The following is a 12,762-nucleotide window of genomic DNA, read 5'->3' as shown; positions in this document are numbered from 1 at the left end:
CAATGGACGACACACCTTTTGTATGAAGGCTCGGCGTAAGCATAGCGACCTATGTATAATGCCGCCGCTGACCAAAGAGTCACGACGGCGGACCGCTCTAGAACACAGCCTTCCGCTAGAAAGCAGGACTAATACAATAGTCCACCCGCTTGACGCTCGACTGATGCAACCCAACATCACCGCGAAGAAACCTCGACATTTCGCTCATGGATGACTTTGAACGAACGCGCTCCACCCGGCGCATCTCGAGTTTCTGCGCACGCTTTCAGCAAAGAAGAGAGTTAATCCGAATATGCCCACCCGCTCGAAGATCATCTACACCTTCACCGACGAAGCCCCAGCCCTCGCCACCTATTCACTGCTGCCTATCGTAGAGGCCTTCACCGCTTCCGCTGATATTGCCGTGGAAACCCGCGACATCTCCCTCGCCGGGCGCATCCTCGCAAGCTTCCCTGAGCAACTGGGTACCAAGGCCATCCCGGACCACCTCGCCGAACTGGGCGACCTGGCCGTTACGCCTGAAGCCAACATCATCAAGCTGCCTAATATCAGTGCCTCGACGCCTCAGCTGCAGGCTGCGATCAAGGAACTGCAGGCCCAGGGCTACGCCCTGCCGGACTACCCTGAAACCGTAACCACCGACGCGGAAAAAGAAACCCGTGCACGTTACGACAAGGTCAAGGGCAGCGCCGTGAACCCGGTCCTGCGCGAAGGCAACTCCGACCGCCGCGCCCCGCTGTCGGTCAAGAACTACGCGCGCAAGCACCCGCACAAGATGGGCGCCTGGGCTGCCGACTCCAAGTCCCACGTGGCTCACATGAGCAGCGGCGACTTCTACGGCAGCGAAAAAGCCGTTCAGATCGAAGCCGCCGATGCTGTCAAAATCGAGCTGATCGCCAAGGACGGTACCGCGACCGCCCTCAAGGAAAAGACTTCCGTACAGGCTGGCGAGATCATCGACAGCGCCGTACTGAGCAAGAACGCCCTGCGCAGCTTCATCGCCGCTGAAATCGAAGACGCCAAGAAGCAAGGCGTGCTGCTCTCGGTTCACCTGAAAGCCACCATGATGAAGGTCTCCGACCCGATCATGTTCGGCCAGATCGTTGCCGAGTTCTACAAAGACGCGCTGGCCAAGCACGCCACCGTGCTGGAGCAGATCGGCTTCAACCTGAACAACGGCATCGGCGACCTGTACGCTCGCATCAAGGCCCTGCCGGCCGACCAGCAAGCACAGATCGAAGCTGACATCCAGGCGGTCTACGCCGCTCGCCCTTCCCTGGCGATGGTCAACTCCGACAAAGGCATCACCAACCTGCACGTGCCGAGCGACGTCATCGTCGACGCCTCGATGCCAGCCATGATCCGTGACTCCGGCAAGATGTGGGGCACCGACGGCCAGCTGCACGACACCAAGGCCGTGATCCCGGATCGCTGCTACGCCACCATCTACCAAGCGGTCATCGAAGACTGCAAGGCCAATGGCGCTTTCGACCCAACCACCATGGGCAGCGTGCCAAACGTTGGCCTGATGGCGAAGAAAGCCGAAGAGTACGGCTCCCACGACAAGACCTTCCAGATCAAGGCTGACGGCGTCGTCCGCGTCACCGACAGCAAGGGCAACCTGCTGATGGAACAGAACGTCGAGGCCGGCGACATCTTCCGCATGTGCCAGACCAAAGACGCGCCGATCCAGGATTGGGTCAAACTGGCCGTCAACCGTGCCCGCGCCAGCAACACCCCAGCCATTTTCTGGCTGGACCCGAAGCGCGCGCACGACGGCGTCGTGGTCGAGAAAGTTCAGGCCTACCTGAAAGACCACAACACCGAAGGCCTGGACATCCGCATCATGTCGCCGGTCGACGCGATGAAGTTCACCCTGGAGCGCACCCGCAAGGGCCTGGACACCATCTCGGTGACCGGTAACGTACTGCGTGACTACCTGACCGACCTGTTCCCGATCATGGAACTGGGCACCAGCGCCAAGATGCTCTCGATCGTGCCGCTGATGAACGGTGGCGGCCTGTTCGAAACCGGCGCCGGCGGTTCGGCTCCCAAGCACGTGCAGCAGCTGCTGGAAGAAAACTTCCTGCGCTGGGACTCCCTGGGCGAGTTCCTGGCCCTGGCCGCTTCCCTGGAACACCTGGGCGTCACGTACAACAACCCGAAAGCCCTGGTGCTGTCGAAAACCCTGGACCAGGCGACTGGCCAGTTCCTCGACAACAACAAGTCGCCATCGCGCAAAGTCGGCAACATCGACAACCGCGGCAGCCACTTCTACCTGGCGCTGTACTGGGCTCAAGCCCTGGCCGCCCAGACCGAAGACACTGCACTGCAAGCGCAGTTCGGCGAACTGGCCAAGACCCTGGCCGCGAACGAAGCAACCATCGTTGCCGAGCTCAACGCCGTGCAGGGCAAGCCAGTGGACATCGGCGGCTACTACGCGCCGAACCCTGAGCTGACCAGCAAGGCCATGCGTCCAAGCAACACCCTCAATGCGGCGATTGCTGCACTGGTGTGATGCGCTGATATGACGATGCTTGATTGATCGTCGCACCACAGGAAAATCCGGAATCCAAAAGGGTTCCGGATTTTTTTTGCGCTTTTTTTCGTAAGTGGGCGCAGGACTTGCTTTGTGTTTTTGCTCAAGCCATTCCAGAAAACAACAAATAAGGAAGTTTTTATGCAAAGAGCTCACTTCCAGGCGCTGGCCTGGGCCTCGGCAATCGCCCTGCTGACCGCCTGCGCGAGCCACTCGCCACCCTACCCGCATGCACAGGAACCGATTGGCGACGTGCAGACCATGTACGACGGCAAACTCAGCCCCGACGCTGCGGTCAGCACCTTTCGCAATATCGACCGCTTGTTTCCGGTGCGCACCATCAAGGCCGGCGGCCACCCTTTCCCACTGCCGCACAGCAGCCGGGCGTTGGGACCGGTTGCATTCGATTACGAAGGCAAACGCTATAGCCTCGATGACTACGTCACCCTCAACCGGGTAACAGGCCTGCTGGTGATCAAGGACGGCCAAGTCGTTACTGAACGCTACGAAAAAGGCAATACCGCCGAAACCCGCTGGATGTCGATGTCAGTGGCCAAGTCGATTACATCGACACTCGTCGGCGCGGCCTTGCAGGACGGTTCGATCAAGAGCCTGGATGACAAAGTGACCGAGTATTTGCCTGCACTGGCCGGCAGCGGCTACGACCAGGCCACCGTGCGCCAGGTGCTGGCGATGCGTTCGGGAGTCAAATGGAGTGAGAAATACGCCGACCCGACGTCGGATCGACGCATGATGCTCAAGCTGCAAACCGAACAAGTGCCCGGCTCCGCCCTCAAGTTCATGGCGAGCCTGCCCAGCGCTGCGCCGCCTGGCACCCGCACCAACTACAGCACCGGCGAGACACAAGTGCTGGGCCAACTGGTCAGCGCCGCCGTGGGCAAGCCCCTGGCGAACTACCTCAGCGAGAAAATCTGGGCGCCGTATGGCATGCAGACCGATGCGAACTGGTGGCTCGACGGCCCGAACGGCAACGAAGTGGGCGGCAGCGGCATCAGCGCAACATTGGAAGATTACGGGCGCTTCGGACAGTTCGTACTCAGTGGCGGCAAAGCCGGCGACAAGCAAGTACTGCCCAAAGGCTGGATGAGCTTTGCCAGCGCCACCACCGGCACCGACGCCGCCTACGGCGACTTTGCCTCCATGTGGTGGCCGGCCTGGACTGCCGCGTCAAAAGCCGACAAAGCCTTCACGGCTGCCGGCATTTTCGGCCAGTTCATCTACATAAACCCTACGCAAAACGTGGTGATCGTCGTGTGGCAAGCGCAGACCAAAGCCACCGGCGGTGAAGTCATTGACGACATGGTCGCCTTCGACGCCATCACCAAGGCCGCCCGGTAACCAAGCGCAACACCCGGCGGGCGCCCCTGTATGATGGGCGCCTGCCCCACTGATCGCTTGAGAGCCCTCCATGACCTGGCAACCCCACATCACCGTCGCCACCCTCGTAGAAGACAACGGCCGCTTCCTGATGGTCGAGGAACTCAAGGGCGGCCGCGCCGTGCTCAACCAGCCTGCCGGCCACCTCGACCCACACGAAACCCTGACCGAAGCCGCCGTGCGCGAAACCCTCGAGGAAACCGGCTGGGACGTGGAAGCCACCGGCATCGTCGGCATCTACCTGTACACCGCCCCCAGCAATGGCGTGACCTATCAGCGGGTATGCTTTATCGCCAAGGCGCTGAAACACCATCCCGACTATCAACTCGACGAAGGCATCCTGCGCGCCCGCTGGATGACCCGCGATGAACTGATGGCCGTGCGCAATGACTGGCGCAGCGAGCTGATCATCCGCTGTATCGATGATTATTTGGCCGGCCAGTGCCACAGCCTCGAACTGATCCGCCCTTCTCTTTAGCCTTGCGGGCCCAGGCCTGCTAGAATCGCGTCCTTTTTCAAGACACCCGTTGAAATCCTATGCGTGATCCAGCCCCTTCTGACACACAAAAGAAGCGCGTCATCGTCGGCATGTCCGGCGGCGTGGATTCTTCCGTTTCCGCCGTTCTGCTCATGGAGCAGGGTTATGAGGTGGAAGGCCTGTTCATGAAGAACTGGGAAGAAGACGATGGAACGGAATATTGCACCGCCATGGACGACCTGGCGGATGCCCAGGCCGTCTGCGACAAGATTGGCATAAAGCTGCACACCGCCAACTTCGCCGCCGAGTACTGGGACAATGTGTTCGAGCACTTCCTGGCCGAATACAAGGCCGGCCGCACGCCGAACCCGGACATCCTGTGCAACCGCGAGATCAAGTTCAAGGCGTTCCTCGACTACGCCATGATGCTCGGCGCCGACCTGATCGCCACCGGCCACTATGTGCGCCGCCGCGACGTTGATGGTCGCACCGAACTGCTCAAGGGCCTGGACCCGAACAAGGACCAGAGCTATTTCCTGCACGCCGTCGGCGGCGAACAGATCGCCAAGACCCTGTTCCCGGTGGGCGAGCTGGAAAAACCCGAAGTCCGCAAGATCGCCGAGAAACACGGCCTGGCCACTGCCAAGAAGAAGGACTCCACTGGGATCTGCTTTATCGGCGAGCGCCGCTTCAGCGACTTCCTCAAGCAGTACCTGCCCGCGCAACCCGGCGAGATCAAGACCACCGAAGGCGAAGTGATCGGCCGCCACCATGGCCTGATGTACCACACCATCGGCCAGCGCCAGGGCCTGGGCATCGGCGGTTTGAAAGACGCCGGCGAAGAGCCGTGGTACGTGCTGGTCAAGGACCTCGAGCACAACGTGCTGATCGTCGGCCAGGGCAATGAGCACCCGTTGCTGTTCTCCGGTGCGCTGCTGGCGTCGGAGATCTACTGGGTCAACCCGATCGACCTGAGCACCCCGCGCCGCCTGACCGCCAAAGTGCGCTATCGCCAGAGCGACCAGCCCTGCACCCTGGAAAAAACCGCCAGCGGCTACCGCGCCACCTTCGATGACCCGCAACGCGCGGTCACGCCAGGCCAGTCCGTGGTGTTCTATGACGGCGAGATTTGCCTCGGCGGCGGCGTGATTGAAGTCGCCGAGCCCTGGAGCAACCCGGCATGAGCCCGACCCAGGAGCAATTGACCGCCCTCGGCGGGGTATTCCTCGCCGCAGTGCTGGTCGACAAGATCGCCAAGACCGGCCAGGTCACCGAGGCAGGCCTGACCTGCATGCTCGGCAGCCTGCTGATCCGCGACCCCAAGGACACGCTGGAAGTGTATGGCGGCGACGACCTGGCGCTGCGCGAAGGTTACCGCGCGCTGATCGGCGCCCTGGAGCGCGACCCGAGCACCTTGCAGCGCGAGCCGCTGCGCTACGCCCTGTCGATGCTCGGCCTGGAGCGCCAACTGGCCAAGCGTGAAGACATGCTGGAAGTCATCGGCAAGCGCCTGCCGCAGATCCAATCCCAGGTAGAGCACTTCGGCCCGGCCCACGAAAACGTGATTGCCGCCTGCGGTGCGCTGTACCAGGACACCTTGAGCACCTTGCGCCAACGGATTCAGGTGCACGGCGACATGCGCAACCTGCAGCAACCGAACAACGCCTCGAAAATCCGCGCCCTGCTCCTGGCCGGTATTCGTTCGGCACGGTTGTGGCGCCAGTTGGGCGGTCATCGCTGGCAACTGGTGATCAGCCGACGCAAATTGCTCAAAGAGCTTTACCCGTTGATGCGCAACGAATAAGTCGCAACAACCACGTTTTTTATAGCCCCACGCGTAATACGCCGGTCAGTTGGCAACGGACCGGCGGATTTTTTCATGTATGATACGCGCCCCATTTCGTTGCCCGACTGTCCGAGAACACCCCATGCAGCTTTCTTCGCTCACTGCGGTTTCCCCTGTTGACGGCCGCTACGCCGGCAAAACCCAGGCCCTGCGCCCTATTTTCAGCGAATACGGCCTGATCCGTGCTCGTGTACTGGTTGAAGTGCGCTGGCTCCAGCGCCTGGCCGCTCACCCCGCCATCAGCGAAGTGCCGGCGTTCTCCGCCGAAGCCAACGCTGTGCTCGACACCCTGGCGGAAAACTTCTCCCTGGAGCACGCCGAGCGTGTCAAAGAGATCGAGCGCACCACCAACCACGACGTCAAGGCCATCGAATACTTGCTCAAGGAGCAAGCGGCCAAGCTGCCGGAATTGGCCCAGGTCAGCGAGTTCATCCACTTTGCTTGCACCAGCGAGGACATCAACAACCTGTCCCACGCCCTGATGCTGCGCGAAGGCCGTGATGACGTGATGCTGCCGCTGATGCGCCAGACCGCCAACGCCATCCGCGAACTGGCCATCCGTTTCGCCGACGTACCAATGCTGTCGCGCACCCACGGCCAGCCGGCGTCGCCGACCACCCTGGGTAAAGAACTGGCCAACGTGGTTTACCGCCTGGAGCGCCAGATCGCTCAAGTGGCTGCCGTCCCGCTGCTGGGCAAGATCAACGGCGCTGTCGGCAACTACAACGCCCACCTGTCGGCCTACCCCGAGATCGACTGGGAAGCCAACGCCCGCGCCTTCATCGAAGACGAACTGGGCCTGGGCTTCAACCCGTACACCACGCAGATCGAACCGCACGACTACATCGCCGAGCTGTTCGACGCCATCGCGCGCTTCAACACCATCCTGATCGACTTCGATCGCGATATCTGGGGCTACATTTCCCTGGGCTACTTCAAGCAGCGCACCATTGCCGGTGAAATCGGTTCGTCGACCATGCCGCACAAGGTCAACCCGATCGACTTCGAAAACTCCGAAGGCAACCTCGGCATCGCCAACGCGCTGTTCCAGCACCTGGCCAGCAAGTTGCCGATCTCCCGCTGGCAGCGCGACCTGACCGACTCCACCGTACTGCGTAACCTCGGCGTGGGCTTTGCCCACAGCGTGATCGCGTACGAAGCCAGCCTCAAGGGCATCAGCAAGCTCGAGCTCAACGAGCAGAAGATCGCCGCTGACCTGGACGCGTGCTGGGAAGTATTGGCCGAGCCGATCCAGACCGTGATGCGTCGCTACAACATCGAAAACCCCTACGAGAAGCTGAAAGAATTGACCCGCGGCAAGGGCATCAGCCCTGAGGCGTTGCAGACTTTCATCGATGGCCTGGACATGCCAGCCGCGGCCAAGGCCGAGCTGAAACTGCTGACCCCGGCCAACTACATCGGTAACGCTGTAGAGCAAGCCAAGCGCATCTGATCCACGCACGACCCTTTGAGACGCCCGGCCGCGCCGGGCGTTTTTATTCCAGTCTGAAAAGTGCTTTTTTTCAATAGGTTACACATGAATCCTGATATCCCTCTTCAACTTCTGGGCGGCATCACGGCACGGGAATTCCTGCGCGACTACTGGCAGAAAAAACCACTGCTGATCCGCCAGGCCATCCCTGACTTCGAAAGCCCGATCGACGCCGACGAACTCGCAGGCCTCGCGCTGGAAGAAGAAGTCGAATCGCGCCTGGTGATCGAGCACGGCGAGCGCCCGTGGGAACTGCGCCGCGGCCCATTCGCCGAAGACGCTTTCAGCACCCTGCCCGAGCGCGAGTGGACCCTGTTGGTACAGGCCGTCGACCAGTTCGTGCCGGAAGTCGCCGAATTGCTCGAACACTTCCGCTTCCTGCCCAGCTGGCGCATCGACGACGTGATGATCAGCTTCGCCGCACCGGGCGGCAGTGTCGGTCCGCACTTCGACAACTACGATGTGTTCCTGCTGCAGGCCCAGGGCAAGCGCAACTGGAAGATCGGCCAGATGTGCAACGCCGAAAGCCCGCTGCTGCAACACGCCGACCTGCGCATCCTGGCCGAATTCGAAGAGAGCGCCGAATGGGTCCTGGAACCGGGCGACATGCTCTACCTGCCGCCGCGCCTGGCGCATTTCGGCATTGCCGAAGATGACTGCATGACCTACTCGGTCGGCTTCCGCGCGCCGAGCGCAGCTGAAGTGCTGACCCACTTCACCGACTTCCTCAGCCAGTACCTGACCGACGAAGAGCGCTACACCGACGCCGATGCCCAGCCGGTCAGCGATCCGCACCAGATCCAGAGTGATGCACTCGACCGCCTCAAGAGCCTGCTGGCCGAGCACATGAGCGACGAGCGCATGCTGCTGACCTGGTTCGGCCAGTTCATGACCGAACCGCGCTACCCGGAACTGGTAGCCGGCGAAGAGCTGGGCGAAGACGACTTCGTCACCAGCCTGCAAGACGGCGCGATCCTGGTGCGCAACCCAAGCGCGCGCCTGGCCTGGTCCGAAGTCGACGACGACGTGCTGCTGTTCGCCAGCGGCCAGAGCCGTTACCTGCCGGGCAAATTGCGTGAGCTGCTGAAGCTGGTGTGCTCTGCCGATGCGCTGCACAGCGAGAACCTTGGCGAATGGCTGGCCGACGAAGATGGCCGCGACCTGCTGTGCGAGCTGGTCAAGCAAGGAAGCCTGGGGTTTGCCGATGAATAAGATTCACGTAAGTGTCGCGGACTGGCAAAAGGATATCGCCGAGATTCGGCGCATTCGTGAAGCGGTCTTTATCGCTGAACAATCGGTCCCACCTGAGCTGGAGTGGGATGCGGACGACGCAGACGCAGTGCATTTCCTAGCCTTCGAAGGCGACTTTCCGATCGGTACTGCGCGCCTGCTGCCCAGCGGCGAGATCGGCCGCGTGTCGGTACTCAAGGACTGGCGCGGCCTGAAGGTCGGCGACAAGCTGATGGAAGCGGTGATTGGCGCGGCCGAGCAACGCGGCCAGACCCGGCAATTTCTCAGCGCACAGGTGTATGCGGCACCATTCTACGAGCGCCTGGGCTTCAAGATCGTCAGTGACGAGTTCCTTGAAGTCGGGATTCCGCATGTGGATATGGTGCGCGGGGACTGATCCAATACCGCGCCGCTGCTATCGCCGGCAAGCCAGCTCCCACATTTGACCGAGTACATATTTTGAAATGCGGTCAAGTATGGGAGGGGGCTTGCCCCCGATAGCTATTTCAGCAACACCAACAATGCCCTGCCTTGCCAGGGCATTTTGCCGTCTACGATTCAACTTGCGCCCTGCCAGGCCGACAAACTGGCACTATCACGCCTAAATGACTCGCAGAGATAACGGACATGTCCCTACGCACCCTGCTCACCGCCCTCCTCCTGGCTGCCAGCTGTTCGGCCATGGCCGACACCGAAGTCGTCAACCTCAGCAACCGCACCAGCGCCGACCTGCTGCCGGTGGCGCAGAATTTCATCGGCAAGGACGGCACCGTCAGCGCCTACGGCAACCAGCTTATTGTTAACGCCGACCCCGGCAAGATCCAGGACCTGCGCGCCCTGCTCGCGCAGCTGGACACGCCGGCCAAGCGCCTGCTGATCACGGTCGACAGCAATGAAAACAACCAGCAGAACAGCGGTGACAGCCAGACCCGCATCATCAGCTACGGCACTGCCAGCCGCGACGGTGGCATCCAGCAGATCCAGGCGAGCGAGGGTGTGCCCGCGCTGATCCAGGTCGGCCAGAGCGTCCCCCTGACCACCACCCAGCCGGATGCCTACGGCCGCCCGCAAAACCAGACCCAGTACCGCAATGTCACCCAGGGTTTCTATGTCACCGCCAGCGTTACCGGCGAGACCGTGCACCTGGCGATCAGTACCAACCGTGACCGCATGAGCCAGGAACGTCCCGATGTAGTGAACGTGCAAAGCACCGACACAACCATCAGCGGCCGCCTTGGCGAATGGATTCCACTGGCCGGCATCAATCGCGAGACCCAGGCCGACAAATCCTCTACAACCCGCAGCTACTCTACCCAAGGCCGCGATGACCTGACTCTGCGGGTCAAGGTCGACACCCTGAACTGAAGCACCAAAAACTGACTGATGAGTCGTATTAGACTAAAGATGTAGTGCTTGAAAAAAAGCACTACAAAACATTTGACGATCCAAAAAAGCATGGGCATGATGGCCTCGCTCCCGCTAATCAGGGGCCCTGGCAAGGGCCTTCGGATCGCCGCTCTAAGCTACCCACCTGAGCCGATTCGTGTCTGTACCGCCCACAAGGTGTGTTTGACGAGGTTGCGACTGGAACGAAGTTGTCCCGAGGGACGGAAGCTAACCAGGTAACCCGGCAACACGCTGTTGGATCGTACAAAGGCCCACGACGCCCGAAGACCGTTCGCAGTTCGCCCTTACCTGCTCAACTCTCCCTTGAGCCCCATCGTTCATCCCGTCGCCTTCTCCGTCGAACCTGTCTTGAGCGCCTACGCTTCTGATCAGCGAGCAGCCCTGCCCACGCAATGAATGCATGGCTGGCAAACGGATACTTCAAACAAGACGCGACGAGGTTTTTCCCCATGGCACTGACACGCGAACAGCAAATTGCAGCCCTTGAAAAAGATTGGGCTGAAAACCCACGCTGGAAAGGCGTGACCCGCGCTTATTCCGCTGCTGACGTCGTCCGCCTGCGTGGCTCGGTTCAACCTGAGCACACCTTTGCAAAACTCGGCGCCGAGAAGCTGTGGAACCTGGTCACCCAGGGCGCCAAGCCGTCCTTCCGTCCCGACAAAGATTTCGTCAACTGCATGGGCGCCCTCACTGGCGGCCAGGCAGTCCAACAGGTAAAAGCCGGTATCCAGGCGATCTACCTGTCCGGCTGGCAAGTGGCAGCGGACAACAACTCCGCTGAGTCCATGTACCCCGACCAATCGCTGTACCCGGTGGACTCCGTGCCAACCGTGGTCAAGCGCATCAACAACTCGTTCCGCCGTGCCGACCAGATCCAGTGGAAAGCCGGTAAAGGCCCGGGCGACGAAGGCTACATCGACTACTTCGCACCGATCGTGGCTGACGCCGAAGCCGGTTTCGGTGGTGTGCTGAACGCCTACGAACTGATGAAGAGCATGATCGAGGCAGGCGCTGCCGGCGTGCACTTCGAAGACCAACTGGCCTCGGTGAAGAAATGCGGCCACATGGGCGGCAAGGTACTGGTTCCTACCCAGGAAGCTGTACAGAAGCTGACTGCTGCGCGCCTGGCTGCTGACGTTGCCGGTACCCCGACCATCATCCTGGCCCGTACCGACGCCAACGCCGCTGACCTGCTGACCTCGGACTGCGACCCGTACGACCAGCCGTTCGTGACAGGCGAACGCACCCAGGAAGGCTTCTACAAGGTGCGCGCCGGTCTCGACCAGGCCATCGCCCGCGGCCTGGCCTACGCGCCGTACGCCGACCTGATCTGGTGCGAAACCGCCAAGCCGGATCTGGACGAAGCGCGCCGCTTTGCCGAAGCGATCAAGAAGGAATACCCGGACCAACTGCTGTCCTACAACTGCTCGCCTTCCTTCAACTGGAAGAAGAACCTGGACGACGCGACCATCGCCAAGTTCCAGCGCGAACTGTCCGCCATGGGCTACAAGCACCAGTTCATTACCCTGGCCGGCATTCACAACATGTGGCACAGCATGTTCAACCTGGCGCACGACTACGCCCGCAACGACATGACTGCCTACGTGAAGCTGCAGGAGCAGGAATTCGCTGACGCCGCCAAGGGCTACACCTTCGTGGCGCACCAGCAGGAAGTGGGCACTGGCTACTTCGACGACATGACCACCGTGATCCAGGGCGGCACCTCGTCCGTGACCGCGCTGACCGGTTCGACCGAAGAAGAACAGTTCCACTAAGCACCGCGTACACGGCCACTGCGGCCCCAAGGAAGACCTAACCGCAGTGCCGCACCACAATCACGCCCCGACTGGTTCGGGGCGTTTTTTTATTTAAAGAACACCAAAATCCAAGATGGAACTGGCTACAGGGAGTTGGGGATGAGGCCTAAGTCCCCGGGTGTATGGCGATCGAATGTGGGAGCTGGCTTGCCTGCGAAAGGAGTGGATCAGTCGCCGAATGCACCAACTGACGGATCGCCTTCGCGGGCAAGCTCCCACAGGGGGATTGGGGATGAGGCCTAAGTCCCCGGGTGCATGGAGATCAAATGTGGGAGCTGGCTTGCCTGCGAAGGCGGTGGGTCAGGCACCAAATGCATCAGCTGACAGGCCGCCTTCGCGAGCAAGCCCGCTCCCACAGGGGATTGGGGATAAGGCCTAGGTCCCCGGGTGCATGGAGATCGACTGTGGGAGCTGGCTTGCCTGCGAAAGCGCTGGGTCAGTCGCCGAATGCATTAACTGACACACCGCATTCGCGGGCAAGCCCGCTCCCACAGGGGATTGGGGGTGAGGCCTAGGTCCCCGGGTGCATGGAGATCAAATGTGGGAGCTGGCTTG

10 protein-coding genes are annotated in these 12,762 nt (G+C 61.2%); all 10 read left to right on the top strand.

From position 1 onward, the window contains the following. Nucleotides 1-292 precede the first annotated feature (292 nt). Nucleotides 293-2,518: an NADP-dependent isocitrate dehydrogenase gene (locus tag C9990_RS12170; protein ID WP_106803429.1), complete on the top strand. Its 2,226-nt coding sequence runs from the start codon at nt 293-295 to the stop codon at nt 2,516-2,518. Nucleotides 2,519-2,680: 162 nt separating this feature from the next. Further along, nucleotides 2,681-3,898 carry a serine hydrolase gene (locus C9990_RS12165; RefSeq protein ID WP_065907510.1) on the top strand — a complete coding sequence of 406 codons (1,218 nt, stop codon included), beginning with the start codon at nt 2,681-2,683 and terminating at the stop codon, nt 3,896-3,898. A gap of 70 nt (nt 3,899-3,968) precedes the next feature. Then, the gene (locus C9990_RS12160) at nt 3,969-4,415 is read left to right on the top strand and encodes an NUDIX hydrolase (RefSeq protein ID WP_065907512.1); all 447 of its coding nucleotides are present in this window, start codon (nt 3,969-3,971) and stop codon (nt 4,413-4,415) included. 59 nt (nt 4,416-4,474) lie between these two features. After that, nucleotides 4,475-5,599 carry a tRNA 2-thiouridine(34) synthase MnmA gene (gene mnmA, locus C9990_RS12155; RefSeq protein ID WP_106803428.1) on the top strand — a complete coding sequence of 375 codons (1,125 nt, stop codon included), beginning with the start codon at nt 4,475-4,477 and terminating at the stop codon, nt 5,597-5,599. Next, nucleotides 5,596-6,219 (top strand): high frequency lysogenization protein HflD, encoded by a 624-nt coding sequence (gene hflD, locus C9990_RS12150; protein ID WP_058425015.1) that lies wholly within the window; start codon nt 5,596-5,598, stop codon nt 6,217-6,219. Before mnmA ends, hflD begins: the two co-directional genes overlap by 4 nt. A 124-nt stretch (nt 6,220-6,343) precedes the next feature. Further along, nucleotides 6,344-7,714, top strand: coding sequence for an adenylosuccinate lyase (gene purB, locus C9990_RS12145; RefSeq protein ID WP_106803427.1), 1,371 nt, complete (start codon nt 6,344-6,346; stop codon nt 7,712-7,714). Nucleotides 7,715-7,798: 84 nt separating this feature from the next. After that, complete coding sequence (locus tag C9990_RS12140; protein ID WP_065907517.1) at nt 7,799-8,965, top strand: cupin domain-containing protein; 1,167 nt, start codon at nt 7,799-7,801, stop codon at nt 8,963-8,965. Beyond that, nucleotides 8,958-9,380 carry a GNAT family N-acetyltransferase gene (locus C9990_RS12135; RefSeq protein WP_106803426.1) on the top strand — a complete coding sequence of 141 codons (423 nt, stop codon included), beginning with the start codon at nt 8,958-8,960 and terminating at the stop codon, nt 9,378-9,380. Before C9990_RS12140 ends, C9990_RS12135 begins: the two co-directional genes overlap by 8 nt. Before the next feature lie 230 nt (nt 9,381-9,610). After that, nucleotides 9,611-10,348: a secretin N-terminal domain-containing protein gene (locus C9990_RS12130; RefSeq protein ID WP_065907521.1), complete on the top strand. Its 738-nt coding sequence runs from the start codon at nt 9,611-9,613 to the stop codon at nt 10,346-10,348. Nucleotides 10,349-10,839: 491 nt separating this feature from the next. After that, nucleotides 10,840-12,165, top strand: coding sequence for an isocitrate lyase (aceA, locus tag C9990_RS12120; RefSeq protein ID WP_025858968.1), 1,326 nt, complete (start codon nt 10,840-10,842; stop codon nt 12,163-12,165). Nucleotides 12,166-12,762 lie beyond the last annotated feature (597 nt).

The sequence above is a fragment of the Pseudomonas sp. S5D5 genome, from assembly GCF_003013355.1.
Taxonomy (GTDB): Bacteria; Pseudomonadota; Gammaproteobacteria; order Pseudomonadales; family Pseudomonadaceae; genus Aquipseudomonas; species Aquipseudomonas aylmerensis.
This window is presented reverse-complemented; position numbering and strand designations above follow the sequence as displayed.

Excerpts from the sequence above, each read along its gene's own strand:
- C9990_RS12170 (WP_106803429.1), top strand. The coding sequence starts at position 293 with ATGCCCACCCGCTCGAAGATCATCTACACCTTCACCGACGAAGCCCCA.
- C9990_RS12165 (WP_065907510.1), top strand. The coding sequence starts at position 2,681 with ATGCAAAGAGCTCACTTCCAGGCGCTGGCCTGGGCCTCGGCAATCGCC.
- C9990_RS12160 (WP_065907512.1), top strand. The coding sequence starts at position 3,969 with ATGACCTGGCAACCCCACATCACCGTCGCCACCCTCGTAGAAGACAAC.
- mnmA (WP_106803428.1), top strand. The coding sequence starts at position 4,475 with ATGCGTGATCCAGCCCCTTCTGACACACAAAAGAAGCGCGTCATCGTC.
- hflD (WP_058425015.1), top strand. The coding sequence starts at position 5,596 with ATGAGCCCGACCCAGGAGCAATTGACCGCCCTCGGCGGGGTATTCCTC.
- purB (WP_106803427.1), top strand. The coding sequence starts at position 6,344 with ATGCAGCTTTCTTCGCTCACTGCGGTTTCCCCTGTTGACGGCCGCTAC.
- C9990_RS12140 (WP_065907517.1), top strand. The coding sequence starts at position 7,799 with ATGAATCCTGATATCCCTCTTCAACTTCTGGGCGGCATCACGGCACGG.
- C9990_RS12135 (WP_106803426.1), top strand. The coding sequence starts at position 8,958 with ATGAATAAGATTCACGTAAGTGTCGCGGACTGGCAAAAGGATATCGCC.
- C9990_RS12130 (WP_065907521.1), top strand. The coding sequence starts at position 9,611 with ATGTCCCTACGCACCCTGCTCACCGCCCTCCTCCTGGCTGCCAGCTGT.
- aceA (WP_025858968.1), top strand. The coding sequence starts at position 10,840 with ATGGCACTGACACGCGAACAGCAAATTGCAGCCCTTGAAAAAGATTGG.